At 75.3% G+C, this 26,584-nt stretch carries 27 protein-coding genes, 1 pseudogene and 1 riboswitch; of the genes and pseudogenes, 16 read left to right on the plus strand and 12 right to left on the minus strand.

Going from position 1 to position 26,584, the window contains the following annotated elements; all coding sequences use genetic code 11:
• Positions 1-15 precede the first annotated feature (15 nt).
• On the minus strand, positions 16-600 hold the full coding sequence (locus tag CP977_RS32480; protein WP_062760092.1) for a TMEM165/GDT1 family protein: 585 nt from the start codon (positions 598-600) through the stop codon (positions 16-18).
• A 490-nt stretch (positions 601-1,090) separates the two neighbouring features.
• On the opposite strand from CP977_RS32480, the gene CP977_RS32485 reads away from it, so the two are divergent.
• From CP977_RS32485 to CP977_RS32495, 3 genes are read left to right on the plus strand one after another with little or no spacing between them, the layout of a single operon-like run.
• Positions 1,091-1,651: a TetR/AcrR family transcriptional regulator gene (locus CP977_RS32485; RefSeq protein ID WP_109184984.1), complete on the plus strand. Its 561-nt coding sequence runs from the start codon at positions 1,091-1,093 to the stop codon at positions 1,649-1,651.
• Positions 1,648-3,141, plus strand: coding sequence for an MFS transporter (locus CP977_RS32490; protein ID WP_152371358.1), 1,494 nt, complete (start codon positions 1,648-1,650; stop codon positions 3,139-3,141). Before CP977_RS32485 ends, CP977_RS32490 begins: the two co-directional genes overlap by 4 nt.
• A 1-nt stretch (position 3,142) precedes the next feature.
• Positions 3,143-4,255: a PP2C family protein-serine/threonine phosphatase gene (locus CP977_RS32495; RefSeq protein WP_062760093.1), complete on the plus strand. Its 1,113-nt coding sequence runs from the start codon at positions 3,143-3,145 to the stop codon at positions 4,253-4,255.
• A 9-nt stretch (positions 4,256-4,264) separates the two neighbouring features.
• Here CP977_RS32495 and CP977_RS32500 read toward each other — a convergent pair whose 3' ends face one another.
• From CP977_RS32500 to CP977_RS35400, 3 genes are all read right to left on the minus strand, one after another.
• Positions 4,265-5,629 (minus strand): NtaA/DmoA family FMN-dependent monooxygenase, encoded by a 1,365-nt coding sequence (locus tag CP977_RS32500; RefSeq protein WP_062760094.1) that lies wholly within the window; start codon positions 5,627-5,629, stop codon positions 4,265-4,267.
• Positions 5,626-6,747: an LLM class flavin-dependent oxidoreductase gene (locus CP977_RS32505; protein WP_062760095.1), complete on the minus strand. Its 1,122-nt coding sequence runs from the start codon at positions 6,745-6,747 to the stop codon at positions 5,626-5,628. The genes CP977_RS32500 and CP977_RS32505 overlap by 4 nt, the downstream gene beginning before the upstream one ends.
• Before the next feature lie 171 nt (positions 6,748-6,918).
• Positions 6,919-7,038, minus strand: coding sequence for a putative leader peptide (locus CP977_RS35400; protein ID WP_311736902.1), 120 nt, complete (start codon positions 7,036-7,038; stop codon positions 6,919-6,921).
• 290 nt (positions 7,039-7,328) lie between these two features.
• Between CP977_RS35400 and CP977_RS32510 the strand changes: the two genes are divergently transcribed.
• Positions 7,329-8,510, plus strand: coding sequence for an alpha/beta hydrolase family protein (locus CP977_RS32510; RefSeq protein ID WP_062760096.1), 1,182 nt, complete (start codon positions 7,329-7,331; stop codon positions 8,508-8,510).
• A 51-nt stretch (positions 8,511-8,561) separates the two neighbouring features.
• Here CP977_RS32510 and CP977_RS32515 read toward each other — a convergent pair whose 3' ends face one another.
• Positions 8,562-9,146 carry a nucleosidase gene (locus tag CP977_RS32515; protein ID WP_183953366.1) on the minus strand — a complete coding sequence of 195 codons (585 nt, stop codon included), beginning with the start codon at positions 9,144-9,146 and terminating at the stop codon, positions 8,562-8,564.
• Positions 9,147-9,438: 292 nt separating this feature from the next.
• Here CP977_RS32515 and CP977_RS32520 point away from each other — a divergent pair, with 292 nt between their 5' ends.
• Positions 9,439-9,771, plus strand: a complete 333-nt coding sequence (locus tag CP977_RS32520) for a luciferase domain-containing protein (protein ID WP_062760098.1) — start codon at positions 9,439-9,441, stop codon at positions 9,769-9,771.
• A gap of 23 nt (positions 9,772-9,794) precedes the next feature.
• Here CP977_RS32520 and CP977_RS32525 read toward each other — a convergent pair whose 3' ends face one another.
• On the minus strand, positions 9,795-10,286 hold the full coding sequence (locus tag CP977_RS32525; protein ID WP_062760493.1) for a PaaI family thioesterase: 492 nt from the start codon (positions 10,284-10,286) through the stop codon (positions 9,795-9,797).
• Positions 10,287-10,387: 101 nt separating this feature from the next.
• On the opposite strand from CP977_RS32525, the gene CP977_RS32530 reads away from it, so the two are divergent.
• From CP977_RS32530 to CP977_RS32540, 3 genes are all read left to right on the plus strand, one after another.
• On the plus strand, positions 10,388-10,861 hold the full coding sequence (locus CP977_RS32530; RefSeq protein WP_152371359.1) for a winged helix-turn-helix transcriptional regulator: 474 nt from the start codon (positions 10,388-10,390) through the stop codon (positions 10,859-10,861).
• A 111-nt stretch (positions 10,862-10,972) separates the two neighbouring features.
• On the plus strand, positions 10,973-11,875 hold the full coding sequence (locus tag CP977_RS32535) for a YhjD/YihY/BrkB family envelope integrity protein (RefSeq protein WP_109184785.1): 903 nt from the start codon (positions 10,973-10,975) through the stop codon (positions 11,873-11,875).
• Between the two features lie 83 nt (positions 11,876-11,958).
• A complete protein-coding gene (locus CP977_RS32540) occupies positions 11,959-12,462 on the plus strand; it encodes an NUDIX domain-containing protein (protein WP_062760100.1) in 504 nt (167 codons plus the stop codon).
• Between the two features lie 45 nt (positions 12,463-12,507).
• On the opposite strand, the pseudogene CP977_RS35595 reads toward CP977_RS32540, so the two are convergent.
• Positions 12,508-12,627, minus strand: a pseudogene (locus CP977_RS35595) (AMIN-like domain-containing (lipo)protein); the annotation flags it as partial.
• Positions 12,628-12,908: 281 nt separating this feature from the next.
• Here CP977_RS35595 and CP977_RS32545 point away from each other — a divergent pair.
• The 3 genes from CP977_RS32545 (at position 12,909) to CP977_RS32555 (ending at position 14,432) form a co-directional block, all read left to right on the plus strand.
• Positions 12,909-13,550: a DUF6629 family protein gene (locus CP977_RS32545; RefSeq protein ID WP_109184786.1), complete on the plus strand. Its 642-nt coding sequence runs from the start codon at positions 12,909-12,911 to the stop codon at positions 13,548-13,550.
• 30 nt (positions 13,551-13,580) lie between these two features.
• Positions 13,581-13,802, plus strand: coding sequence for a hypothetical protein (locus tag CP977_RS32550; protein ID WP_104860322.1), 222 nt, complete (start codon positions 13,581-13,583; stop codon positions 13,800-13,802).
• A 129-nt stretch (positions 13,803-13,931) separates the two neighbouring features.
• A complete protein-coding gene (locus tag CP977_RS32555) occupies positions 13,932-14,432 on the plus strand; it encodes a peptidylprolyl isomerase (protein WP_062760102.1) in 501 nt (166 codons plus the stop codon).
• Positions 14,433-14,554: 122 nt separating this feature from the next.
• Here the strand turns inward: CP977_RS32555 and CP977_RS32560 are convergent, their stop codons facing one another.
• From CP977_RS32560 to CP977_RS32570, 3 genes are all read right to left on the minus strand, one after another.
• Complete coding sequence (locus CP977_RS32560; RefSeq protein ID WP_062760103.1) at positions 14,555-15,391, minus strand: NAD(P)H-binding protein; 837 nt, start codon at positions 15,389-15,391, stop codon at positions 14,555-14,557.
• 156 nt (positions 15,392-15,547) lie between these two features.
• Positions 15,548-15,808, minus strand: coding sequence for a type B 50S ribosomal protein L31 (locus CP977_RS32565; protein WP_030212502.1), 261 nt, complete (start codon positions 15,806-15,808; stop codon positions 15,548-15,550).
• Positions 15,809-16,080: 272 nt separating this feature from the next.
• Positions 16,081-18,600: a SpoIIE family protein phosphatase gene (locus CP977_RS32570; RefSeq protein WP_229991445.1), complete on the minus strand. Its 2,520-nt coding sequence runs from the start codon at positions 18,598-18,600 to the stop codon at positions 16,081-16,083.
• 182 nt (positions 18,601-18,782) lie between these two features.
• Here CP977_RS32570 and CP977_RS32575 point away from each other — a divergent pair, with 182 nt between their 5' ends.
• The gene (locus CP977_RS32575) at positions 18,783-20,093 is read left to right on the plus strand and encodes a phosphoribosyltransferase family protein (RefSeq protein ID WP_109184788.1); all 1,311 of its coding nucleotides are present in this window, start codon (positions 18,783-18,785) and stop codon (positions 20,091-20,093) included.
• Here the strand turns inward: CP977_RS32575 and CP977_RS32580 are convergent.
• On the minus strand, positions 20,090-20,986 hold the full coding sequence (locus tag CP977_RS32580) for a LysM peptidoglycan-binding domain-containing protein (protein WP_109184789.1): 897 nt from the start codon (positions 20,984-20,986) through the stop codon (positions 20,090-20,092). The two genes, CP977_RS32575 and CP977_RS32580, sit on opposite strands and share 4 nt — an antisense overlap.
• A 6-nt stretch (positions 20,987-20,992) precedes the next feature.
• A riboswitch (cyclic di-AMP (ydaO/yuaA leader) is annotated at positions 20,993-21,166 on the minus strand.
• Positions 21,167-21,549: 383 nt separating this feature from the next.
• Between CP977_RS32580 and CP977_RS32585 the strand changes: the two genes are divergently transcribed.
• Entirely contained in the window at positions 21,550-22,233 is a 684-nt protein-coding gene (locus CP977_RS32585) for a DUF6197 family protein (protein WP_062760107.1), read from the plus strand.
• 119 nt (positions 22,234-22,352) lie between these two features.
• Here the strand turns inward: CP977_RS32585 and CP977_RS32590 are convergent, their stop codons facing one another.
• Positions 22,353-23,162, minus strand: coding sequence for a DeoR/GlpR family DNA-binding transcription regulator (locus tag CP977_RS32590; RefSeq protein ID WP_062760108.1), 810 nt, complete (start codon positions 23,160-23,162; stop codon positions 22,353-22,355).
• A 149-nt stretch (positions 23,163-23,311) separates the two neighbouring features.
• On the opposite strand from CP977_RS32590, the gene CP977_RS32595 reads away from it, so the two are divergent.
• The 3 genes from CP977_RS32595 to CP977_RS32605 all read left to right on the plus strand — a co-directional run bounded on the left by CP977_RS32595 (position 23,312) and on the right by CP977_RS32605 (position 26,561).
• Positions 23,312-24,235, plus strand: a complete 924-nt coding sequence (locus CP977_RS32595) for an SIS domain-containing protein (protein ID WP_062760109.1) — start codon at positions 23,312-23,314, stop codon at positions 24,233-24,235.
• Between the two features lie 81 nt (positions 24,236-24,316).
• Entirely contained in the window at positions 24,317-25,153 is an 837-nt protein-coding gene (locus CP977_RS32600) for a class II fructose-bisphosphate aldolase (RefSeq protein ID WP_062760110.1), read from the plus strand.
• 298 nt (positions 25,154-25,451) lie between these two features.
• Positions 25,452-26,561: an ABC transporter substrate-binding protein gene (locus CP977_RS32605; protein WP_062760111.1), complete on the plus strand. Its 1,110-nt coding sequence runs from the start codon at positions 25,452-25,454 to the stop codon at positions 26,559-26,561.
• Positions 26,562-26,584 lie beyond the last annotated feature (23 nt).

The following is a 26,584-nucleotide window of genomic DNA, read 5'->3' on the forward strand; positions in this document are numbered from 1 at the left end:
TCGGCGGAGGGGGCGTCAGCCGGTGAAGACCTCGGTCAGGGACCAGATCGCGAGGCCCGCCATGCACACGCCGCCGATGCGCTGGACGGTCTTGAGGGGGACGCGCTTCGCGATGAAGCGGCCCGCGACCAGGGCGAGGGCGGAGACGCTCGTCAGGGCGGCGAACGAACCGATCGCCGTGGACCAGGTGCCGTTGGTGGCGGCCAGGTTGGCGGTGGTGATCTGGGTCAGGTCGCCCCACTCGCTGATGAACACGGCCGTGAAGGCGGTCGAGAAGACGGGCCAGAAGCCGGTGACCGTCCGGCCGCCCGTGTCGTCGTCCCCGTCGTCGTCCCCGCCGCGCAGCAGCATGAAGGCGCCGAAGCCGAACAGGAGCGCCGAGACGAGTTTGACGGTCCAGCCCGGCAGCAGCCCGAGCAGGCTGCCGGCGCCCACCGCGATGGCGACGTGTGCCAGGAAGGCGGTGGAGGTGCCGATCCACACGTACAGGGGACGCATGCGCGTGCCCATGGCGAGGGACGCGAACATCGTCTTGTCGGGAAGCTCGGCGAGGAAGATCAGCCCGAAGGCGGTGAGGATCGCCAAGGGGTCGAGGTGCATACCGGGGCTCTCTGCTCGGTCCGGGCCTCCGGGCCCCGCACGGCACCTCGGTGGGCGACGGGAGGACCACTCGGCCCGGCATGACGGACCGCGCCCGCGGATGCGCGGACACGGTTGATGCCTGGCCGAAGGTCTCGCCCGTCCACGTCGTCCGTGGACCCGGTCACCGGGAACCCGGGGGCTCCAGTGTGTCGACGACCGGTTCGCAGGGCTACTCCCCTTCGCTGCCGTCCAGTGTAACGGACCGGGGCGCGAGAGTGGGTAGACAGTGTCTACGGCAACTTGGTAGACAGTGTCCATGCGTAAGGATCACGAGAATGACGAGGAGCGCGGCCGGGAAGACGGCGGACCGCGCGACGGCCGTACGGACGCCGGGTCGCGCGACGGCGACACGAACGCCGGCGACGCGGGCGCCGGCGACGCGAACGGCAGCGATACGTGTGACGGCGACACGGACGCCGGGTCGCGCGGCGACCGCGCGGACGGCGGGCTGCGCGGGCGGCTCGTCCGGGCCGGGGTCGAGCTCGTGGACGCCGAGGGCGCCCAGGCCCTCTCGCTGCGCGAGATCGCCCGCCGTGCCGGCGTCTCCCACGGCGCCCCCCGCCGCCACTTCCCCACCCACCTCGACCTCCTGTCGGCCATCGCCCGGCAGGGCTTCGCCGAACTGGCCGCCCGCGTCGCCGCCGAGGACCGCGAGGACGCCGCGCCGCGCGAGCGGATCGCGCTCCTCGCCCGCGTCTACCTCGATTACGCCGGGTCGCGGCGCGGCATGTACGAGCTGATGTTCCGGCACGACCTGCTGGAGAGCGGGCGGCTCGGGCTGCGCGAGACGAGCCTGCCGCTCTTCGCCCGGCTCGCCGAACTGGTCGCCCGCGTCCGCCCCGACGCCGCCCCCGTCGTCACCGCCGGCGCCCTCTGGGCCAACCTGCACGGCATCGCCCAGCTCTGGCACTGGGGCAGCCTCCCGCTCGCGATCGGCGGCACCGACCCCGCCCCGCTGCTCGCGGCCGCCCTCGACGCCCACCTCGGGCCCGAGGAGCCCGCCCCGTGAACCGGAGCCGTACCCCCGCTCCCGCCCGCGTCCCCGCTCTCGTCCGTCTCGGCTTCCTCGCCCGCGTTCGCGTCTCCGCCCGCGCCTCCGTCCTCGCCTGCAGCGTCGTCGGAGCCGCCGTCGTCGCCCTCGACGGCACGGTCCTGACCGTCGCCCAACCCGCCCTCCAGCGCGACCTGCACGCCGACGTCGGCCAGGTCCAGTGGACCAGCACCGGCTACCTCGTGGCCGTCGCGAGCCTCCTGGTCTTCGCGGGCCGCCTCGGCGACCGCCACGGCCACCGCCGGGTCTTCGCCGTCGGCGCCCTCGGCTTCGCCGCCGCTTCCGCGGGCATCGCCCTGGCCCCCGGCATCGAGGCCGTGATCGCGTTGCGCGTGCTCCAGGGGGTGTGCGGGGCGCTCCTCCAGCCCGCCACCCTCGGCATGCTGCGCACGGCCTTCCCGCCCGACCGGCTGGCGACCCCGATCGCCGTCCGCACCGCCGTCATCGGCCTCGCGGCCGCCGCCGGACCGCTCGTGGGCGGCGCGCTGGTCTCCGCGTACGGCTGGCGTTCCGTCTTCCTCCTGAGCGTGCCGCCGACCCTCGCCATCGGCCTCCTGGCCCTCGCCACCCGGCAACCGGAAGCCGAAGCCCGAAGCCGGGCGGCCCCCGGCCTCGCCGTGCTCGATCCCCTCGGCGCCCTGCTGCTCGCCGCGGCCCTGGGCCTGCTGGTCCACGGGCTCGTCGAGGCCGCCCGGCCCGGCGGCGCCGTCCCCGGCGCGCTCGCCTGCGCCGGGGCCGCCGTCGCCGGGACCGCCCTCGCCCGGCACGAACGCCGCGCCGCACACCCCCTGCTGCCCCCGGAACTGCTCCGGAGCGTGCCCGTCGTCGCCGGGGTCGCCGCGCTCCTCGCCGCCTCGGCGGCCCTCTTCGGCGCGCTGTTCGTGACGACGTACTTCCTCCAGGACGTCCAGCGGCTCGACCCCCTCACCTGCGCGCTGCGCTTCCTGCCGCTCGCCCTCCTCATGGTGCTCGGCGCGCCGCTCTGCCCGCCCCTCCAGCGCCGTCACGGTCCCCGCCGCACGGCGACGGCCGGCGCCGCCCTCCTCACCCTCGGCGCCCTGCTCCTCTCCCGCCTGGACGCCACGGCCGGCGCCCTCCCCGTCGGCGGCTGCGCCGCCCTCCTCGGCGCCGGCTTCGTCACGCTCATGGTCACCGCCACCTCCGTCGTCGTGCACCGCGCCCCCGAGGCCCATGCCGGGGTCGCCGGAGGCCTCCAGCAGACCGCGATGAACGTCGGCCCGGCGCTCGGCGTCGCCATCGTGACCCTCCTGCTCGCCCTCGTACCGGACGGGGGGTTCGTACCGGCGGAGGGCGCCGCGCTCCCCGCCCTGGCGGCGATCGCCGCCCTCACGCTGCCCGCCGCCCTCGCCCTGCCCGGCGGCACCCGGGGGACACGCCCGGAGCAGGCGCCGCCCCGCCCCGGCCGACGGCCCTGCGTACGATCATGAGATGCCCACAGCCGGTTCCCGAGCCCGCGCAGGCACGGCGGCACGCGTCCAGTTGGTCATCAGCAGGTCCCTGCCCTTCCTGGTCGTGCTCCTGACGGCCCTCGCCGATCTGCTCACCCCCGAAGAGGAGCGCTTCGACCGCCTCCTGGTCGCCGCGCCCCCGCTCGCCGCCGTCACCTGGGGCGTGCGCGGGACGATCGGCATCGGGCTGCTCGCGATGGCGGTCCGCGTGCTGCTCGGCTTCGACCGGGGCGACAGCCCCCTGACGGGGTCCTTCGAGGGCGAGACCGTCCTCGCCGTCGTGACCGCCGCCTCGGCCTGGGCCAGCAGGATCCGCACCCGCCGCGAACAGGACCTGCGCGAACTCACCGCCGTCGCCGAGGTCGTCCAGCGGGTCGTGCTGCGTCCCCTGCCCCACCGTCTCGGCCGGTTCGAACTCCACCTGTTGTACGTCGCGGCCGCGGCCAAGGCCAGGATCGGCGGCGACTTCTACGAGGCCGCCAGGATCCCCGGTGCCGTCCGCGTCATGCTCGGCGACGTCCAGGGCAAGGGGCTCGGCGCCGTCGAGACCGCCTCCGTCCTCCTCGGCGCCTTCCGCGCCTCCGTGCACGACGCCCCGGACCTGGCCGCCCTCGCGGACCGGCTCGACGAGGGCCTCGCCCGCCACGACCCCCGAGACCCCGGCTCCGACGCCACGGAACGCTTCGCCACCGTCGTCCTCGTGGAACTTCCCGACGACCGGGACGTCGCACGGTTCCTCAGCCTCGGCCACCCCACCCCGCTCCTCCAGCACGGGAGCGAGGTGAGGGACGTCCGCTTCGCCGCTCCGTCGCTGCCCGTCAACCTCACGGGCCTCGCCGACAGCCGCCACCGGACCGAGGAGGTCCCCTTCGGCCCCGGGGACCGGATGCTCCTCTACACCGACGGCGTCAGCGAGACCCGCGATCGCGGCGGCGCCTTCTACCCGCTGGAGGCGCGGATGCGGGAGTGGAGCGGCGAGCCCGCCCCGGAGTTCCTGGCCCGTCTCCACCGCGACCTCGCCGCCCACGGCGCCGGAGGCCTCGACGACGACGTGGCCGCCCTCCTGGTGGTCCGCCCGCCAGACGCCTCCTGACCGCCGGGGTCACACCGCGGGGGCGAGTCCCAGGTGCTCCCGGAGCGTCGTCCCCGTGTACGCCGTCCGGTACACGCCCCGCTCCTGGAGCTCCGGCACGAGCAGCTCCACGATGTCGTCCAGGCCGTCCGGCACCAGATACGGCGAGACGTTGAAACCGTCCAGGGCCCCGTGCCGCACGAACCGCGCGAACTTCTCCGCGAGCCCGGCCGCGGTGCCGACGTGCCCGCGCCGCGTGCCCAGTTCGATCACCGTCTCGCGCAGCGACCAGCCGTTCGCACCGGCCTTCGCGCGCCACTCGGCCACCACCGGCCGGGGGTCGCCCACCCGGCGCGTGCCGAACTTCCCCTCGTACGCGGCGACCACCGGGTCCTCGGCCGGCAGCGGCCCGTCGGCGTCCCGCCCGGACAGGTCGAAGCCCCACAGCCGGCTCGCGATGCCGAGCGCCACCGCGGGCGTCACCTGTTCCAGGCGCACCCAGCGGGCCTTCTCCTCCGCCTCCTTCTCGGTCGCCCCGATGACGATCTCCGTGCCCGGCAGGATCCGCAGCGCGTCCTCGGCCCGGCCCGCCGCCCGCAGCCGTCGCCGGACGTCCTCGGCGAAGGCGAGCGCGTCGTCGAAGTCCGTGCCGTGCGCGGAGAAGACGACGTCCGCGTTGCGGGCCGCGAAGTCCCGGCCCTCCCCGGAGTCGCCCGCCTGGAAGATCACCGGATGCCCCTGGGAGCTGCGCGGCAGGGTCGGCGCCAGGTCCACGTCGAAGTGGGCGCCCTCCACCCGTACGCGCCCCACCGCCCCCGGCACCGACCAGGAGCGGGCCTCGACCGAGTCCGCCACCGCGCCCTGCGCCCAGCCGTTCCACACGGCGCGCGCGACGGACAGGAACTCCTCGGCGCGCCGGTACCGGTCGGCGTGGTCGAGGAACCCGCCGCGCCGGAAGTTCTCGCCGGTCCAGGCGTTGTGCGTGGTCACCACGTTCCAGCCGGCCCGGCCGCCGGAGAGCAGGTCGAGGCCGGCGAGCCGCCGGGCGAGGTCGCCCGGCTCGTTGAAGGTGGTGTTGGAGGTGGAGACGAGCCCGATCCGCCCGGTCGTGGCGGCGAGCGCCGACAGCTGGGTGATCGAGTCGGGCCGGCCCGCCACGTCCAGCTCGTGGACACCGCCCTCCGACTCGCGCAGCCGCAGCCCGTCACCGAGGAAGAAGGCGTCGAAGAGGCCGCGTTCGGCGGTCCTGGCCACCCGCAGGAAGGAGGCCGGGTCGATCTGGGAGCCGCTGGACGGGTCCGACCAGATCGTCCAGTGGTTGACCCCCTGGAAGAACACCCCGAGGTGCAGCCGCGCGTCCGGGCGCGGGACGTCGTGCGGGTCGGTGCGGGTCATCGGGTCTCCTCCGGAGCGGGCACGGCGGTGCCGGCGGTCGTGAAGCGGCTGAGGGGCCGGGGGAGGCCCAGGGAGGCGCGGAGGGTGGTGCCCGGCAGGGGCCGGGCCGCGAGCCGCCGCACGAACAGCTCGGGCAGGACGAGCCGGGAGAGCGCGGAGAGGTCCTCGTCGAGGACGAGCGGCCGCAGCCGCACCCCGTCGACGTGCCCGCCGAGCTCCGCGAGCAGCTCCACCAGACCGGCGGCCGGACCGGTGTACCGCAGCCGGTCGGGGCGGCCCTCCCACGGCGCGTACCGCTCCAGGTCCGCGATCCGCTCCCGCGCCGTCTCGCGCGGGGTGTCGAGGGCCACCTCGACCTCGGCGAAGGCGAGCGGCGCACCGGCGGCCGCGCCCGCCGCGCCGACCTCGGCCGGGGTCGCCCCGCCGACCAGGGCCACGTCCGTCAGCTCCGCCGGGACGAGACCGGCGGGGGCCAGGACCACGGGCCGGCCCTGCGGCGGACGCGGCACGATCGACGGCCCCTTCACCGAGTACGTCTCGCCCTCGAAGTCCACGTAGTGCAGCCGCGACCGGTCCAGGTAGCGGCTGGTGGCCACCGACCGGATCACCGCGTCGTCCTCCCACGAGTCCCACAGGTCCCGTACGACCCGGAGGCCGTCGCGGGCCTCGCGGGCGATCGCGTCGGCGCCCCCGACGACCGGCCGGCCCCAGGCGCGCGCGGCGGCCGGGTCCTCCTCGGCCCCCACCACCCAGCCGGCCCGGCCGGCCGAGACGTGGTCGAGCGAGGCGAGCTGCGAGGAGACGTGGAACGGCTCGGCGTACGTGGTCGCGAGCACGGGGGCGACGCCGAGGACGCTGGTCGAAGCGGCCGCGAACGCGGCCCGTTCCACCGCGCCGATCCGGCCCACCGGGCCGGTGCCGTCGGCCGAACCGGGCGGCAGGATCGAGTCCTCCAGGGTGACCAGGGCGAACCCGGCGTTCTCGGCGGCGGCCGCGGTCCGGGCGAGCCGACGAGGGCTCAGCAGCTCTCCGGGGGCGTGCGCGGCACGGCGCCACGCGGCGGGATGGGCGCCGTCGCCGTCGATCTCGACGGCCAGGTGCAGGGCGGGGCGGGGCATGGGAGTCCTTCCGAACGGCGGGGGCGCGCGGCGGTACGGCAGCGGTGCGGGGCACGGCTGCGCGGGGCCGGGCGACGGGACGTCACGGGACGCGCGGACCCGGGCGCGGCGGGATCGCCGGGCGTCCGGCCCGGGGGTGGGCGCGGGGACGCGCGGGCCCGCGGGGCGGGGTCAGGCGCGAGGGGAAGGACAGATGGCCGAGGAGGTGCGGCAGAGGTCGACGTGCCGGCGGCAGACGAGCCGGGCGTCCGCCCGGACCGGGGCGTGCGGCGCCGTGGTCGCTGTGCGCACGTACGCCTCCCCCCCCCGGATCTCTCGGCCCCGTCCGGACGCGGACGGAGACTCCTCACCATAGGCAGGCGGCCTTCCGCGCTGTCAAGGTCGTCCCGCCGCACGGACCCGTCCGGCCGGTCGGCACGTCAGAACCGGTGCGGGTGAGGGAAGTTGAGGGTGAGGCGGACACCGGAGCCCGTGGGTGTACCCGTGGGTGACGGGCAAGGCCCCTTCTCCGACCCGAGGTTGATCGAAAGTGAGCCCACGGGCGGACGCGCCGGACCGCTCCCCGCGCCTACCGTGCCCGCATGACTCGACTCACCAGAGCCGTCGCGGCCACCGTCCTCTCCTGTTCCCTCGCCTTGACGGCAGGAGTCGCCACCGCGGCCGCTCCCGACACCCCCGCCCCCGGCGCGAGCACGGCGGTCGCACAGCCGGCGCGGCCCGCCGTCCTCCCCGCGCCCACCGGGCCGCACGCCGTCGGCAGCACGGTCCTGCCGCTGGTCGACCGGTCCCGCACCGACCCCTGGGTGCCCACCGCCGACGGACGGGCGCTCATGGTCACGCTCCACTACCCGGCCGCGCGCTCCGGCGGCGGCAGCCCCGCCCCGTACGCCACCCGGGAGGAGGCGCGGCTGCTCGCCGAGCAGCTCGGACCCGGCGTCTCCGGCGACGTGCTCGCCCGGACGCGCACCCACAGCAGGACCGACGTCCGGCCCGCGCCGGGCCACCGCCCCCTGGTGCTGCTCTCCCCGGGCTTCAGCGTCTCCCGCTGGACGCTCACCTCCCTCGCCGAGGACCTCGCCTCGCGCGGCTACGTCGTCGCCTCCGTCGACCACGCCTACGAGTCGTACGGAATCAGCCTCCCCGGCGGCCGCACCCTCACCTGCGTCGCCTGCACGGCCCTGGACGAGGGCGGGGCGCACGAGAGCGTGGTCACCACGACCCGCGCCGCCGACATGCGGTACGTCCTGGACCGGCTCGTCGGCCCCCGGTCCGTCTGGCGGTACGCCGACGTGATCGACGCGCGCCGGATCGGCATGGCGGGCCACTCCATCGGAGGGGCGAGCGCGGCCACCGCGATGGTCGCCGACCGGCGCATCGACGCCGGGATCAACATGGACGGCGCCTTCTGGGAGGACCTTCCGGCGGAGGGCCTGCGGGGCCGCCCGTTCATGATGCTCGGCACCCACGACGAGACGCACCTGCCCGGTGGGATCGACACCAGCTGGGACCGGACGTGGTCCGCGCTCGACGGCTGGAAGCGCTGGATCACGCTGGCCGGATCCGACCACTTCTCCTTCTCGGACGGCCCCGTGATCTCGCGTCACTTCGGCCTGCCCGAGCCGGGGCTGCCCGCCGACCGGGCCGTCGCCCTCACCCGGACGTACGTCTCCGCCTTCTTCGACCGGCACCTGCGCGGACTGCCGCGCCCGGTCCTGAACGGCCCGACCGCGGCCGACCCGGAGGCTCACTTCCAGAACCCCTGACCGGGGCGGAACCCCCGCCCGGGGCCGGAACACCTGCCTGGGACGGAACCCTCAGGGGCGGTACGGGACGTTCTCCGCCGCCCAGTCGGCCAGGATCCGCGCGCACCCGGCGACCGATTCGCGCCAGGTGCGCGCGGCGCCCTCGCCGGCCTCGTCGCTGACGTGCTTCACGACGCGCAGCGGCACCCCGGCGACCGAGGCGACGTGCGCGAGGGCGTACCCCTCCATGTCCACCAGGGACGCCTGCTCCGCGAGCCGGGCGCGGGCGACCTCGTCCGAGATGAAGGTGTCGCCGGTGGCCAGGACCACGTCCCCGCCGTCCGGCAGCGTCAGCGGCGCCCCGTACGACTCGCCCGTCAGCATCGCGAGCAGCCGCCCGTCGAAGTCGTGCTGCACCACCGTGCCGACGACGTGCGTCCCGGTCAGGCCGGGCCGCAGCGCCCCGGCCGTCCCCAGGTTCACGATCCCGGACGGCCGGGGCCCCCGGCCGAGCACGGTCGCCAGGGCGGTCGCGGCGTTCACCTTGCCCATGCCGGTGAGCAGCACCGGCAGCCCCGTGTCGAGGAACTGCGCCTCCTCCTTGACGGCGAGTACCAGCAGGGGGCGGTCGCCCGTGATCTCTCCCAAGAGTTCCATGGGTGCCACGCTAGTTCGACGACCCGCCCGCCGTACAACCGGGAGGGCGCACCACCGGGGCCCGTAACCGCCGGCGGGAGAAGCGCCGCCCGGCGGGGGCGTCCCCACCCCGCTCCGTCGTGACGCAGAGTCACTTCCGCCCCACGCGCCGCCGTGACGCACGGTCGCGAGAGCCCTCCCGACGGCCTGTTTCGCGCGTCGGCCGGATTCTTGCCGCAGGACGCTTGTGCGGGGCCCCGGCGCCCGGCACGCTCCTCGTATGAACACGGCCAGGCATGCCAGTGAACGTCTGATGAGCTGGCCCTCGCTGACCCCCGGCCGCGCCCACTGCGGCGCCGAGGTCGGACTGGGCACCGCGACGCAGGAGATCGTGCACTTCCACGGCGAGCACGAGGCCGACGTCCACCTCACCCGCGCCATGATCGCCAAGCTGCGCCCGGCCCTCCTCGGGTCGAGCGCCGTCCGCCTGCGCGCCGGGTCCGGGTGGGTGACGGTCCGTCTGGACATGAACTCCGACATCGACCTGCTCGCCACCCTGGTGAGCGCGGCCCTCCAGGCCAGCGGCGCCCCCGACGCCGTCCCGGACGGCTGCACCCGCACCCGCCCGGTCCCCGGCCTCCGCTGACCCCGTCCCCGCCTCCTGCCGTACTACGCCGGGACCGGGAACAGCATGCACGTGCTGGTCGCGTGACCGAGCAGCCGGTCCTCCGCGTCGTACAGCCCCGCCTCCGCGAGCGAGGTGCGGCGCCCCCGGCTCAGCACCGTGCCGACCGCCCTGACCTTGCCGGTGGCGACCGTGATCGGGCGGAGGAAACGGGTCGACAGGTCGAGCGAGGTGTACGCCGTGCCCCGGGGGAGCGTGGAGTGCACCGCGCACCCGGCCGCCGAGTCGAGCAGCGTCGCGTACACGCCGCCGTGCACGCTCCCGATCGGGTTGTAGTGCTCCTCGGCCGGCTCGAACGAGAACACCACCCGGCCGTCCTCCACCTCTTCGAGGGCGAAGCCGAGGAGCGCGGCGATCGGCGGCCCGGGCAGCCGCCCGGCGGCGATCTCCCGCAGGAAGTCCAGTCCCGCCGTCGTCCCCGCGGCCCGCGCGGAGGCCGCCGGGTCCTCCCACTCGACCGTACGCGTCCGTTCCACGACCACTCTCCGCCCGACTCGACCAGCTGACTTTGCACGGCGAAGCTAGCCTTCCCGAAAGCTGACTGTCAACGACGCAGCCAGGTGGCTAGAGTGTGACGATGAAGTGGCTGGAGACGGACACGGAGAACTGCTCGGTCCGGCGCACCCTGGACCTGGTCGGCGAGAAGTGGACCCTGCTGATCCTGAGGGACGCGTTCAACGGCATACGCCGGTACGACGAGTTCCGCCGGCACCTCGGGCTCTCCGAGGCCGTCCTCGCCGACCGCCTCCGCAAGCTGGTCGCGGCCGACGTCCTGCGCGCCGAGCCCTACCGCGAACCCGGCGCCCGGACCCGGTACGAGTACCGGCTCACCCCCAAGGGCGTCGACCTCTGGCCCGTGCTCCTCGCGCTCAAGCAGTGGGGAGACACCCACGCGGAGGGCCCCGAGGGCCCCGTCCTCGACATCCGCCACACCGACTGCGGAGCCCCCGTCCGCGTGGTCGTCCGGTGCGAGGGCGAGGAGCGGGCCGCCCTCTCCGTCCGCGACGTCACCGTCCGCCCCGGCCCCGGCGCCCGCCCCCTCCCCACCTGACCCGCTCCGGGGGGGGGGCGACGTCCGGCCCGGCCTTTCTCGCCCTCCGGCGCCCACCCGTTCGGCGGCACCCCGCGATGCCGTGCCGCCGGGCCGGGTACCTCACGAGGCATGCCCTCCACACCCGGTCCGCCGCACGACGGTGCCCCCACCGAACACGGCCACTGGTTCCGACGGGTCCACGACCGCGTCGCCGCCTCCCCCGTCGGCCTCGCGTGGAACCGCGGCCGCGCCATGGAACTCATGCACCGCGCCATGAGCTTCGCCGCGCTCAGCCTCCTCACCCTCGTGCCCCTCCTCATCGTCGTCGCGGCGGCCGACCTCGCCCGGGGGCAGGGCTTCGCCCGCTGGCTCGTCCAGGGCCTCGGCGTCACCGAGGTCTCCCAGGAGGAGGTCGAGGAGCTCTTCGGCCGGCCGGGACAGGCCCTCCAGCGCACCACCGCCTTCGGCCTCGCCGCCCTCGCCGCCTTCGGCGTCACCTTCGGATCCGCCGTACAGACCGGGTACGAGCGGGTCTGGGACCTCCCCACGGCCCGCTGGCACACCATGTGGCGGCACGTCGTCTGGCTCGCCGTCCTCGTCGCGGCCCTCCTCGTCTTCGTCGCCTTCCCCGCCCCCGAGAACGCCCCGGCCCTCACCACCGCCGCCGTCGCCCTCGGCGACCTCCTCGGCACCTTCCTCTTCTTCTGGTGGTCCCAGCGCTTCCTGCTCTGCGGACGCATCCGCTGGCGCGCCCTCCTCCCCGGAGCCGTCCTCACCGCGCTCGGCCTCCTCGGACTGCGGATCTTCTCCCAGCTCGTCTTCTCCCCCCTCATCGCCTCGAACGCGGTGACGTACGGCCAGTTCGGCACCGTCCTCGTCCTCCAGTCCTGGCTCGTCGGCGTCGGCTTCGTCGTCTACGGCGGCGCCCTCGTCGGCCGCCTCGTCCACGAAGACCTCGTCCGGCGCCGCCTGCGCCGCCTCGCGTACCGCCCCGGGGGCACGCGGGAAGGGCGTGATCACACGATCCGGTGATCCACCGGTGAGCGGCCGGTCCGCGCTTCCGCGACCGCTTGGATGGAGGCGATCCCGCCGGCCCGTCGAGAGAGAGCCGCCCCATGGCGAACACCTGGCTGCCGCCCGTCGAGTACGTGGCGACCCTCCCGAGAGCGACCGCCTACGCCTGCCTCTACTTCACCGACACCGGGGGCCGCCCCTTCCAGCTGCGCGCCACCTACCACTCCGGGACGTGGCAGTGGCCCGGCGGCAACATGGACCCGGGGGAGACGCCCTGGGAGACGGCGGTGCGCGAGTGCCGCGAGGAGACCGGGATCGTCTTCACCGGCGAGCCCCGGCTGCTCGGCACCCACTTCACGACCGACCGGGGCGACGCCTGGCCCGCCAACCACATCGGCTTCGTCTTCGACGGCGGCGAGCTGACGGACGAGCAGATCGCCGCCGTCGTCCTCGACCCCGAGGAGCACGACGCGTACGACCTGCGCACGCTGGAGGAGTGGGAGCGGGAGATGGACCCGGCCGAGTTCGCCTGCCTCGCCGCGATCGACCGCGCCCGCCGGACCGGCACCCCCGTGTACCTGGAGGCCGGTCCCGGCGAGCGCTGAACGCGCCGGCGGGACCGCCCGCCCGGACGGTCCCGCCGGCGGGGAGAGCCTGATCTCCAGGAAGTACTTCCCCGCCGGCGGGACCTTCCGGCCCGAGCCGTCCTGGTGCAGCGCGGAGACCCGGCGCACGGTGACCGAGGGCACGGCACCCCGCACGTCGATCACGAGCCGGTCGAAGGTCGCGTGGTCTCTCCGGCGGGCGCCGACGACCAGGGCCGTGGCCGGAGCCGATCCGCTCCGGGACGGAGCGCCGGCCGCGCCCGCCGGGACCGTGGCGCCGATCCCGGCGGCCGGCAGGACCCCGCGGCGCCGGCGGCGGCAGCGGTGAACAGATGACGGTGACGCACGACGTCCCCCGTTTCCTCGTGCTCGGGGACAGTGGTGTCACCGATGAAGACACCCACCAGAGCCATACGGTTCCACCCGATATGGGGTAGAAGTGCGCTATGTGCTGGAGTGCGACGGCCGACCTCTGGGCGGGCCTCGGGATCGGGGCCGTGGGCGTGGCCTCCCTCGCCTCCGTGCGCCGCCCCGGGGACGCGCCGCTCGCCGCCCTGCCCCTGCTCCTGGGCGCCCACCAGGTCGTGGAGGCCGCCGTCTGGCACGCCGGCGGCGGAGCCGGACCCGCCACCCTCGCCTGGGCCGTCATCGCCCTTCCCCTGCTGCCCCTCTGGCTCCCCGTCGGCGTCCTGACCGCTGCCCGCCCCGCCGACCGGCCGCGCCTGCTCGTCCCGCTCGCCGCCGGTCTCACGACCGCCGGCGTCCTCGCACACCGGCTCGCCACCCGCCCCGTCACCGCCGAAGTGCGCGGCCGCACCCTCGGCTACGTCGTCGACCTGCCGCACGCGCCGCTGCTCCTCGCCGCCTACCTCCTCGCCACCGTCGGCGCCCTGCTCCTCGCCCGCGACCGGCTGCTGCGGCTCCTCGGCCTCCTGACCGGGGCCGGGGCCGTCGTCTGCGCCCTCCTGTGGACCACCGAGTTCGTCTCCACCTGGTGCGCCCTCGCCGCCGTCGCCTCGCTGCTGCTGCTCGTCTGGGTACGCGGCCGGACCGGGCCCGATCCGCGTCCGATCCGGGGAAGCCCGTAACCCCTCGGCCGTTCAGCAGTTGACCCGGGCATGAAGAAGCGCAGCATGCTCGCCATCGCCTCCCTCGCCGCAGGTGTCGTCACCGCCCTCGTCACGCCCCCGCCGCAGGCGAACGCCGTGGTCGGGGACAACCCCGTCGGCACCCCCCTCGGCCTCCTCCAGGAGGACCAGGGCGCCGAGGCCGTCCTCCAGGACACCGTCCAGGGCGCCGGGAGTGCCCTCCAGTCCCCGGAGACCGGCGGACTGCTCTGACCCCCTCCCCGTGTCCGACGACGCGAACGGTGCCCCGCGCCCCCACGGGCGGCGGGGCACCGGCGTGCCGTGACACGGCCGGAGGCAGCCCGTGCGCACCCGGTGCGCGAGTAATGACAGGATGTCCCCATGAGCGACAACGTCTACTTCGACATCACCATCAACGACGAGCCCGCGGGCCGCATCGTCTTCAAGCTGTTCGACGACGTCGTGCCGAAGACCGCGCAGAACTTCCGCGAGCTCGCCACCGGCCAGCACGGCTTCGGTTACGCCGGCTCCCCGTTCCACCGCGTCATCCCGAACTTCATGCTCCAGGGCGGCGACTTCACCCAGGGCAACGGCACCGGCGGCAAGAGCATCTACGGCGAGAAGTTCGCGGACGAGAACTTCAAGCTGAAGCACGACCGCCCGTTCCTGCTGTCGATGGCCAACGCCGGCCGCAACACCAACGGCTCGCAGTTCTTCATCACCACGGTCGTCACCGACTGGCTCGACGGCAAGCACGTCGTCTTCGGCGAGGTCGTCGAGGGCCAGGACCTGGTCAAGAAGATCGAGTCCTACGGTTCCTCCCCCGCCGGCACCACCAGCGCCTCCATCAAGGTCGCCGAGTCCGGCGTCGTGAAGGCCTGATCGCCTTCCGGAGCTGAGCGGAGGGCCCCGCGCCCCCGCTCGCAGACCCCCGGCCGGGGCGGGAACGCGGTCCGACGGACCCGCGTCCCCGCCCCGCCGCGCGCCCGGCCCCGACCCGGGGCTCAGGCGAACGCGTCCGCGTGGCGTTCCGCCCACGCCGAGAACGGCCGCGGCGCCCGCCCGAGGACCCGTTCCACGTCCGGACTCACCCGCCGCTCCTCCTCGCGGGGATCGCCCATCACCGACAGCATCCCGTCGACGGCCTCCTCCGGCAGGAACCGCACCAGCCGCTCCCGCGCCTCGTCCGCGCCCAGCGCCGCGAACCCCACCGGGACGCCCATCGCCTCCGAGAGGGCCCGCACCTGCTCGCGCGGCGTCACCGCGACCGGGCCCGTGAGCACGTACGTGCGCCCCGCGTGCCCCGGACCGCGCAGCGCGGCGGCCGCGACCTCCGCGATGTCCGCCGGATCCACGAGGGGCAGGGCCACATCGGCGAAGGGGGCCGCCACCGTACGGGTCGCCCGCACCTGATCGGTCCAGAAGAAGGCGTTGGAGGCGAAGCCGCCCGGACGCAGCACCGTCCACTCCAGGCCCGACTCCCGCACCGCCGCCTCGAACGCGCGCAGCGGCCCGTGCGACACCGACTCGGGCCGCGTCCCCGCCAGTTGCGAGGACTGGAGCACGATCCGCCGCACTCCGCGGGCCACCGCCGCCGCCACGATCTCGCGCGGACGCAGCTCGTCCCCGAGGCCCGGGACGAGCAGGTACACCGACTCGGCCCCCTCGAACAGCCCCTTGAGGCCGTCGGTGTCGGCCAGGTCGCCCCGCCGGTGCGTCACCCCGGCGGGCAGCTCCCCGGCCTCTCGGCGGCTCACCGCCACGACCTCCTCGCCGGCCGCGGCCAGCGCCTCCACCAGCGGTCGTCCGACGTTTCCGGTCGCTCCGGTCACCACGATCACAACTGCTCCCCTCCAGGAAGTCCGCGGCGGAGCGCGAGCGCCCCGCCGTCCTCGTGACCTCATCCTGGAAGGCGAACCGGTCATCTCCTGGCCGGTTTCACGGGCCGGTTTCACGAGCCGGTTCCGGCCGCGGGAGGGCTCGGCCCGTGGGAGGACTCAGCCCTCCGAGGAGCCCTGCTCGCCGAAACGGCGCTCGAACCGGGCGATCCGGCCCTCGGTGTCCACGGTCCGCGCCTTGCCCGTGTAGAACGGGTGGCTCTCGGAGGAGATCTCGACGTCGATCACGGGATACGTGTTGCCGTCGTCCCACTCGATGGTCCGGTCGCTGGTCGCGGTGGAACGGGTCAGAAACGCGTACCCGGCCGAGCGGTCGCGGAAGACCACGGGGCCGTACTCGGGCTGCTTGTCCTGCTGCACGTGTCCTCCTCGGGCTGCCGCCCTGACTCGCCGTGCCGATCGGCACGGCACCCTCCAGCCTCCCCGGGGGCACGGCCGCCGACCAGCGCCACGGGCCCGACCGGGTGACGGCTCCACGCGCGCGTACCCCTCGACGCGGGCACGGAACCGACGCGGGCACGGAACTGGCGCGGGTACGGAACCGGCGTGGGTCCGGAACCGGCGTCGACGGGCCACGCGCGCGTACCCCCGTGGCCGGCCGTCGCGGTCCGGCGCGGACCCCCCCGTACGGCTCAGCCGCCCTCCGGCCACCGCGCCGCGAGCAGCAGGGCGATGTCGTCCGGCCGGGACGTGGCCTGCCGGGCCTCCCGGGTCAGCCGGTCGGCCGTCTCCGAGAGCGGCAGGGAGGCCGTCGCGGCGAGCGCCCGGCGCAACCGCTCGATCCCCTCGTCGATGTCCCTGCCCGGCCGCTCCACGAGCCCGTCCGTGAACAGCGCGAGGACCGCCCCGGGGGCCAGCCGCAGCCGGGTCACCGGGTACGAGGCGCCGTCGTCGATCCCGAGGACCATCCCGCCCGCCAGGTCCACCTGGTCCGCCGTCCCGTCCGGCCGCAGCAGCAGCGGCTGCGGATGCCCCGCCCGAACTGCCCGCGCCTCGCCCGTCTCCGGATCGAGCAGGACGTAGCAGCAGCTCGCGAACTGGCCCGGATCCAGGTCGATCAGCAGCCGGTTGGTGCCCTTCATGACGTCCTGCGGCCGGTGGCCCCCGAGCGCGAACGCCCGCACCGCGCTGCGCAGCTGGCCCATGGTGGCCGCGGCCGCCACCCCGTGGCCCTGCACGTCGCCGATCACCAGGGCGAGCCGCCCCTGACCCGTCTCGATCACGTCGTACCAGTCTCCGCCCACGTCCATGCCCTGCGTGCCCGGCAGGTAGCGGCCCACCGTGTCCACCCCGACCCGGACCGGCAGTCGGTGCGGCAGCAGCGCGTCCTGGAGCCCCCGCGCGACCGCCGACTCCGTGTCGTACCGCTGCGCCCGCTCCAGGGCCTGCGCGATCAGCCCCGCGAGCGCCGTGAGCACGGTCCGCTCCTCCGGGCTGAACCCGCGCGGCCGGTCGAAGCCGAGGATGCAGGAGCCCACCGGCCGGCCCGAGGCGATCAGCGGCAGGAACGCCCGCGCCCCCTGGTCCGCGTCCAGCGGAAGCCCCGGGTACGCCCGGCCCAGCTGCTCCATCGACTCGAAGAACAGCGGCCTGCCCGTCGTCAGCGTCACCACCCCCGGCACCCGCGCGTCGAGCCCCACCCCGTCGAAGGGCTCCAGGAAGCCCTGCGGGAAGCCCGTCTCCCACGCCAGGTAGAGGCGCCGGTCGCTCAGCAGGTAGATCGCCAGCTGCCGCCCGCCGAACGCCGGCAGCAACTCCTCCGTCACCACCGCCGACACCTGGCGCGCCGTCACCGCCTCGGTCAGCGCGATCGCGAGCGCCACCGGCCGGTACAGGTCCGCCGCCCGGTCTCCGGGCGAGGCGAGGTCGTCCGTGACGCGCCGGCCCGTCCCGGGCCTGTCCGCGAGGCCCGCGGAGCCCTCCTCGGCCTGGAGCACCATCGTCACCCCGTCCCGCCCCGGATGCAGCGAGACCGACAGCCAGCGGCCCCCCTCCGGGCGGGCCAGGAAGCGCACCGGCTCCCCGGAGAGCAGGGCGGCGCGCAGCTGCTCCTGGTGGAAGGCGTGCCCGAACCAGGGCAGCGCCTCCCACAGCGGCCGCCCGGCCAGATCCCTGCGCGGCCGGCCGAGCAGCTGCTCCGTGCGCTCGTTGACGTACGTGACGCGGCCGAGCCGGTCGACGGCCAGGAGGGCCCTCGGCAGCCGGTCGGTGGCGTCCGAGCCGATCAGACCGGTGCCGAGGTCGACGAGGGTCCCCACCAGCCGGGAGCCCTTCTCGGGACCGGACCGCCGCGCGCGTGCGGACACCTCCAGGAGGTGCAGCCCGCCGTCCGGGCCCTTCAGCCGGAGCCTGCGCACCAGGGGGCGCCCGCCGGCGCCCGTCGCGTGCCGGGCCGCCGCCCACAGCGCGTACCCGTCCTCCGGCTCCAGGAGGGACGTGAGGTCCTCGATCGTGCAGGGCGAGGTCACGCCCGCCCCGAGGATCCTCAGGAGCCCGTCGTCCATCGTCACGGTGCCCGAGAGCAGGTCCCAGTCGAAGGAGCCGAACCGCACCGGCAGCCCTGACCCGGTCGGCAGCTGCACGCACACCGGGTCGCCGGTCCACTCGACCTCCGTCCCCCGCCGGGACAGCCCGGCGAGGGCCTCGCCGAGCCGGAGCGCGCCCCGCGTCATCCGCCCCCGGTCCCGCGCGTCCACCGGCACGCCCGGGGTGGGCGCGCGCAGCGCCACCAGCACGCCGAACCGCTCGCGGCCCGTCGTCACCGGCGCGTACAGCGAGGCGAAGGGGAACGGCAGGCTCGCCACCAGCTGGGGGAAGCGGCGCATCGCGTCCTCGGCGTCGGCGAGGTGGACGGCCTGGCCCGAACGGTGGACCTCGGCCACCGGGAACGGACGGTTGGTGTGCATCCGCCACCACGGGCGGAACAGCGGCCCCGGCAGCCCCACGAGGACCGCGAGCCGCAGTAGGCCGGGCGTCTCGGAGCGCAGGTACACCCCGCCCGCGTATCCGCCGACCTCCTCCACCGCCCCGAGCGCCGCCTCGGCGAGCGCCCACGTCAGGGCGACGGGGGCGGGCCCGCCGCCGGCTCCGCTCCCGGACGGACGCCCGGTACCGCCCGCCGGGCCGGGGCCGGAAGCGCCGTGCGCGGTCACACAGCCAGGATGCCCCCGGGGTCGAAGCCCCCGCATCCCGGAAGGCCCCCCGCCGGCCGGCGTCCCGCCCGCCGGGCGGGACGGGCCGACGCGTCTACCCTGGGAGGAACGGGCAGGGGACGGACACCGCGTCCCTCCCCGGGCCCGCCCGGACGGCCGCACAGGCGGAAGGGCGTCGGACCATGTTCTTCAGCGATCGCAGCGACGCGGGGCGGCAGCTCGCCGCCCGGCTCGACCACCTCAAGGGCCAGGACGTCGTGGTCCTCGGCCTCCCGCGCGGCGGCGTGCCGGTGGCCGTCGAGGTCGCCGACGCCCTCGACGCCCCGCTCGACATCTGCCTCGTCCGGAAGCTGGGCGTGCCCCACCGGCCGGAGGTCGCGATGGGCGCGGTCGGCGAGGGCGGCGTGCGGGTGCTCAACGAGCAGGTGATCCACGAGGCCGGGGTGGACGACCGCGCGCTGGCCGCGGTGGAGGAGCGCGAGCTGGCCGAGCTGGAGCAGCGGGCCCGCCGCTACCGGGGCAGCAGGACGCCCGTGCCCCTCGAAGGGCGGACCGTCCTCGTCGTCGACGACGGGCTCGCCACCGGCGCCACGGCCCTGGCGGCCTGCCGGGTGGTCCGCGCCCGGGGCGCGGCGCGGATCGTCCTCGCGGTGCCGGTCGCACCGCCCGGCTGGACGGCCCGGCTCGGCGGCGAGGCGGACGAGACCGTCGCCGTCCGGACCCCCGAGGGGTTCTACGCCGTCGGCCAGTTCTACCGGGACTTCCCGCAGACGCCGGACGACGAGGTGATCGCCCGCCTGGACCGGAGCAGGGCCGGGCGCGACCCCGTCGTCCGGGAGACGGACGTACGGATCCCGGTCGACGGCGCCGTGCTCGCCGGGAGGCTCGCCGTGCCCGAGGGGGCCGCCGGGCTCGTCCTGTTCGCCCACGGCAGCGGCAGCAGCCGCCACAGCCCCCGGAACCGGGCGGTCGCCGCGGAGCTGAACAGGGCCGGTCTCGGGACCCTGCTGTTCGACCTGCTGAGCGAGGCCGAGGCGGCGGACCGGGCGCACGTCTTCGACACCCCGCTCCTCGCGGGCCGGCTCGCCGGGGCCACGCAGTGGGCGGCCGGGCGGCCCGGCGTCGAGGAGCTCCCGCTCGGCTACTTCGGCGCGAGCACGGGAGCGGCGGCCGCGCTGTGGGCGGCGGGCGACCCGGCGTCCCCGGTCGCCGCCGTCGTCTCGCGCGGCGGGCGGCCGGACCTCGCGGCCGACCGCCTGGCCGGGGTGCGGGCCCCGACCCTCCTGGTGGTGGGAGGCGAGGACCCGCTGGTCCTGGACCTCAACCGGCGGGCCGGGGCGCTGCTGCGCTGCGAGAACCGGCTGGCCGTGGTGGAGGGCGCCACTCACCTCTTCGAGGAGCCCGGCGCCCTGGAGGAGGTGGCGGAACTCGCCACCTCCTGGTTCACCGGGCACTTCCGGCGCCGGGACGCCCCGGCGGTCGGCGCGGACTAGTAGGCGCCGTAGACGTTGTCGATGGAGCCGTAGCGGTCGGCCGCGTAGTTGCAGGCGGCGGTGATGTTGGCGACCGGGTCGTACAGGTCGGTCGACGTGCCGGGCACGTGGTACCGGTCGAAGGTCGGCTGGATGACCTGGAGGAGGCCCTTCGAGGGGGTGCCGTTGACGGCGTTGATGTCCCAGTTGTTGATGGCCAGCGGGTTGCCGGAGGACTCGCGCATGATGTTGCGGTGGATGCCCTCGTAGGAGCCGGGGATGCCGTGCTGGGCCATGATGTCCAGCGACTGCCGGATCCAGCCGTCGAGGTTGTCGGCGTACTGCGCGACGGCGGCAGGGGCGGCAGCGGCGGCGGCCGGGGCGGCGGCGGAGGCCCCCGTCGGGGCGCCGGAGGCCGGGGCGGTCGCGCGGCGCTCGGAGCGGCTCGCCCGGTCGTCCGTGGCGGACTTCTTCGCCTTCGCGGTGGTCTTCCGCTCCGTCTTCTCCTGCTTCTTCGTCGGCGCGGGGGCGGCCTCGGCCGAACCCCGATGAATCGTCAGCTCCAGACCGGGGTGAATGAGTGACGGGTTGTCACCCACGGCGCTCTGGTTGGCACGGTAAAGGCTCTTCCAGCCTCCCTGAATTCCCTTCTTGTGGGCGATCAGGGAAAGCGAGTCACCGCTCACGACGGTGTACGTGCGCGCGGCCGCCGGGGCCTTGGCGGCGACCGGGGCCGCGGCGGGCGCGGTGAAGGTCTTGGCAGCGATCTCCGGGGCCGCGGCGGGGGTCGCGGCGCCGGCCGTGGCGGGGGCGATCAGGGGCAGGGACAGCGCGGCTCCACCCGCGCCGACCAGGGCGAGGCCACGGGAGACGTGGTTGCGGCGGGGGCGACGGTGCTTACCGTGTGCAGGCATGACGGGATTCCTCTCCGGCGCCTACGAGGTGAGCTGTCGGGTTCGGACGGGAGGTGTCCGGCCGCGCGCACGCGGCTGCACCCCGAGCCGTTCCGGATCACCGGACCGGCGTATTCGTGGGTCCCCCGCTCCTGCCGTCGGGTGAAAAGGGAGGTTTCCGAGCGGTGGCAGGATTAGGCGTTCCGCTCGAATGGGGGTGACCGTAGGCCAGCAATGCGGCGAATAACAAGAGGATCAGATCGGCGGCACCCGTAAAAGGATCAACGAATTCGGGGAATTCAAGATCGGCCGGGCCCGGAAGGGGTCGAACTTCCTTGTGGGGTACGGGGCCGGAGGGGTCCGCACCGTGTGGAGGGCCGTGCGGAGTGAGTCGCGTCACCCGGTGAATTATGTCCGAATATGCGGCGTAATTCCATTGATGGGGGAATGAGGCGAAAATCGGTGAGGTGGTGTTTTCGGGGGTGATGGGTGGCTTTTGGTGGCATCGGGTGTCACTCAAGGGCAAAGCTCGCAAAGCCGACATTCCTCTCGAAGGATGGAGCGACCGACCCAGGAGCCGCCCGATGCCCCCCATCGCCCCCCAGCTCACCCCCGACGCCCTCGACCGCGAGGCCGCCGCCCTCTACGAGAGCGCCGTCTGGCAGCGGATCGTCACCGACTGGACCGCGCCGGCGCCCGAACGGCCGGCACCCGCACCCGTACCGCTCGCGCCCGCACCCGTATCGCCCGCGCCCGGGACCGTCCCGCTCGCACCCCCGCCGCCGGGGGAGGGGCGGAGCTGGCGGGACCTGCTCAGCGTGCCCGTGGACCGGCTCGTGGCCGAAGCCCTCGACGCGCTCCCGGCCCCGGGCCCCGCCGAGCGCCGCCTGCCCGGCCGGATCGGAGCCGTACTGCCGGACCGCCTCCACGCCTGGCGCCGCATCGGGCAGGCCGAGCTGCGCCCCTCGGTCCACCTCGGGTACGCGCGCCTCGTCCTGACCGAGTGGGGCTGGCAGAACGCCCCGTACAGACTCCGCGACAGACGCGGGGCCCGCTGTGTCTGCGGGGCGCTCCTCGCCGCCCACCGCCTCGGCTACGGCGGCGCGGACACCATGAACGAGGCGGCCGCCTGGATCATGACCGAACTGCGGTCGCGCGGCTGGGGCGACCTCATCGGTCCGTGGAACCGGGCCCCCGGGCGCACGGCCGACGACGCGCTCGCCCTCCTCGACGCCACGATCCGCCGCGCCGCGCACGCCGGCCGCTGACGGCGCCGCCCGGGCACGGGACCTCAGCGCCCGGGCGGTGGTCACCGGGGCGGCAGCCGTACGTCCCGGCCTTCTTGGGGTGCGACCGGTCCGGCCGCGCGCCCGTGGCGGCGGACGGGTCAGACGGTGAGGACCTTCACCCCGGCCTCGGTGAGCCGGGCGACCGTCTCCGGGGCGATGTCCGTGTCGGTCACCAGGGTGTCGATCCGGTCCAGGCCGCAGATCCGCGCGAACGCCCGGCGGCCCATCTTCGAGGAGTCGGTCACCACGACGACCCGGCTCGCCCGCTCCGCGAAGAGCCGGCTGATGCTCGCCTCGTCCTCGTGGTGCGCCATCACGCCCAGTTCGGCGTCGACCCCGTCGACCCCCAACACCACCACGTCGAGCGCCACTTCACTGAGCACCCCCACCGTCAGCGGGCCGACCAGCTCGTAGGTCTGGGGCCGGGCGACGCCGCCCGTCGTGACGATCTTGATCTGCGGGCGCACCGCCAACTCGCCCGCGATGTTGAGCGCGTTGGTGACCACGGTCAGCGCCGGACCCGCGGGCGCCGTCGCCGGCACCGGGACCTCGGCGCGCCCGCTCGCGAACCGCAGCGCGAGCGCCCGCGCCACCTCCGTCGTCGTCGTGCCGCCGTTGAGCCCGACGACCTCGCCGGGCGCGACCAGGTCGGCCGCGGCCTCCGCGATCCGCTTCTTCTCCGGCGCGTGCCGCGTCGACTTGTACCGCAGGGGGAGTTCGTACGACACGCCGTGCGCGACCGCGCCGCCCCGCGTCCTCACGAGGAGCTGCTGCTCGGCGAGCTCGTCGAGGTCCCGGCGGATCGTGGCCGCGGAGACGTCGAGCGCGGTCGCCGCCTCCTCCACCTCGACCTTTCCCGAGGCCGCCAACAGTTCGAGGAGCGTGTTCCACCGCTCGTGCTTGGACATGGGTCCCTCCCTCCCGGTCGTGCGAGCGTCCGATTCTAGCCGCCGGCGGGTGAGGGATCTGGAAACAGTGTGCATGTTTCTGCTTGAATAGCTTCTACTTCAAGCATGTTCGTTCAATATCGCGCAGTCTTTCTTGCAAGGAGATCGGCATGAGCACCACCCGCACCGCCGTGGAGATCGCCTCCCAGCCGGCGACCTGGCGCCAGGCGGCCCGCACCCTGCCCCGGCACGTCGCCGCCCTGCCCCGGCGGGGCGAGCGGGTCGCGGTCGTCGGCTGCGGCACCTCCTGGTTCATGGCCCTGGCCTACGCCGAGCTGCGCGAGTCCGGCGGCCACGGCGAGACCGACGCCTTCGCCGCCTCCGAGTTCCCCCACGGACGCCGCTACGACCGGGTCGTGGCCCTCACCCGCTCCGGCACCACCAGCGAGGTCCTCGCCGTCCTCTCCCGGCTGCGCGGCACCGTCCCCACGGGCGCGGTCACGGCCGACCCCGCCACCCCGGTGGCGGACCTCGCCGACGAACTCGCCGTCCTCGACTTCGCGGACGAGGAGTCGGTCGTCCAGACCCGCTTCGCCACCACGGCGCTCGCCCTCTTCCGCGCGCACCTGGAGGCCGAAGGCGCCCTCCCCGAGGGCGTGGCCACCGTCGAGGACGCCGCGCGGGACGCCGAGCAGGCCCTCACCGCCCCGCTGGACGAGGACGTCCTCACGGCCGAGCAGTTCACCTTCCTCGGCAGCGGCTGGACCTACGGACTCGCCCTGGAGGCCGGCCTCAAGATGCGCGAGGCGGCGGGCGCGTGGACCGAGGCGTACCCCGCGATGGAGTACCGCCACGGCCCGATCAGCATCACCGGCCCCGGCCGGGTCGCCTGGGGCCTCGGCGCCCTGCCCGCCGGACTCGCGGACGACGTGCGGAAGGTCGGCGGCATCCTCTCCGAGAGCGGCCTCGACCCCCTCGCGGACCTGATCCGCGCCCAGCGTCTCGCCGTCGCCGTCGCCGAGGCCCGGGGCCTGAACCCCGACACCCCCCGCAACCTGACCCGCTCCGTGGTCCTCTCCGACGTCCATGCCTGACGGCCCGGCGTCCGCACCCGACCGCCGCCCCGCCGGCCGCCTCCCACAAGCACCCGACCGCACCCCGGAAGAAGACGCGCCATGCCGCTGACGCCGACCGACGAGATCGCCCGCCGCGCCCGCGCGGCGGGCACCGGAGTGGGGGCCTTCAACGTCCTCCAGCTCGAACACGCCCAGGCCATCGTGGCCGGAGCCGAGAGCGCCGACCGGCCGGTCGTCCTCCAGATCAGCGAGAACACCGTCCGCTACCACGGCGCCCTGGAGCCGGTCGCCCTCGCCTCCCTGGCGGTCGCCCGCGCCGCCAAGGTCCCCGTCGCCGTCCACCTCGACCACGCCGAGAACCCCGACCTCGTCCGCGAGGCCGTCGGACTCGGCCTGGGCTCCGTCATGTTCGACGCCTCGAAGCTCCCCTACGACGAGAACGTCGCGGCGACCCGCGAGGTCGTGGAGGAGTGCCACCGCCACGGCGTCTGGGTCGAGGCCGAACTCGGCGAGGTCGGCGGCAAGGGAGGCGCCCACACCCCGGGCGTCCGCACGGACCCGGAGGAGGCCCGCGCCTTCGTCGCCGCCACCGGTGTCGACGCCCTCGCCGTCGCCGTCGGCAGCTCCCACCAGATGCTGACCCGGGACGCGGTCCTCGACTTCGACCTGATCACCCGGCTGCGCGCCGCGGTGGACGTCCCCCTGGTCCTGCACGGCTCCTCCGGCGTCCCGAACGCGGACCTCGCCCTCGCCGTCACGTCCGGCATGACCAAGGTGAACGTCTCCACCCATCTGAACAAGGCCTTCACCCGGGCGGTCCGGGACCACCTCGCCGACCACCCCGAGGCCGTCGACCCGCGCCGGTACCTGGCCCCGGCCCGCGCGGCCGTGGCCCGGGAGGTCGCCCACCTCCTGACGGTCCTGGCACCGGCCTGACCGGGGACGGTGCGGCGTATGGGGCCGTACGGACATGACGTACGGATAACCGGTTGCCCACCGACGGCGGCGGCGGATCCAATGACGGCGTGATCATCCGGGTGCGTCCGCCGGGGCGGGACGTGGGCAGTACGGGCGGCCCACCCCGGCCGGCGCGCGATCCGGACGGACCGCGACCGCATCGTCCCAGGGGAGGCGCCACCCGATGAACACGTCACCGTCACCGAACACGCCACCGCCGCCGTCACCGGGCAGGTCGGCGTCACCGAACACGTCACCGTCGCCGTCACCGGGCAGGTTGCCGTCACCATCGCCGTCCGGCGCGGAGCGCGCGGACGGGCCGCCCGTCCGCCTGGGCGCCCTCGTCCCGCTGACCCGCCCCGGCTGGGCCGAGGCGGGTCGGCACCTGCTCGCGGGGCTCGACCTGGCCGTCCGGGAGGTCAACGACACGGGCGGGATCGACGGCCGACCGCTGGAACTCCTCGTCCGGGACACCGCGGCCGACCCGGAGCGGGCCGCGGCGGCCGTGGACGAACTGGCCGCCCTGGGCGTGACCGCCGTGGCGGGCGAGTACCACAGCGTCGTCGCCCGCGCGGCCGCCGCCCGCGCCGCAGCCCTCGGCGTGCCCTTCCTCTGCTCGTCCGCCGTGCTCGACGCGCTCACCGAGGAGCCGACGGAGTGGGTCGCGCGCCTGGCCCCGGCCCAGTCCCACGGCTGGCGGCTCTACGCGGACTTCCTCCTCGCCGCAGGCCGGCACCGGATCGCCGTGGCGACCCAGCCGAGCGTCTACTGGGCGTCCGGCACCCGCCTCCTGCGGGACCGCCTCGCCCCCCACGGCGGCACCGTCATCGAACTCGACGCGAACGCGCTCACCCCCGGCGCCCTGTGCGACGCGCTCGCCGAGCACGGCGCGACGGCCCTCCTGCTCCTCGTCGGCCACCCCGAGCCGGCGGTGCCGATCGTGAAGGCGGTCCGGGGCGACCGGCGGCTCGCGGACGTCCTGATCGGCGCCCCGGCCGGACAGCCGGAGTTCGCGGAGTGGGCCGGGGCGCTGGGCGGGGACGGCGCCGGAATCCCGTTCCTGCGCTATCTGCCCGAGCGGTTCGGCCCGCTCGGCGAGCGCGTCGGGCAGGAACTCCGCGAACGCCTGGGCGAGGCGCCCTCCTTCGTCGCCTTCGAGGGCTGGGACACCGTCACCGTCCTCGCCTCGGCGCTGCGTTCCCACGGTACGGACCGGGCGTCCGTCGCCGCGTCGTGGCCGCACCTGGAGGTCGAGGGGACCCGCGGGCCGATCCGGTTCTCCCGCGCGCCGGGCATCGGCGTCCGGCAGTGGACCTGGGCACCGGTCCAGATCGTCGACCGGGACCCGGCGGAGCCCGACCGCCTGCGGGTCCTCCGTACCGGCTGAGGGACGGCGCCGGAGCGGCCCCG

It is taken from the genome of Streptomyces cinereoruber, assembly GCF_009299385.1.
GTDB classification, from domain to species: Bacteria; Actinomycetota; Actinomycetes; order Streptomycetales; family Streptomycetaceae; genus Streptomyces; species Streptomyces bikiniensis.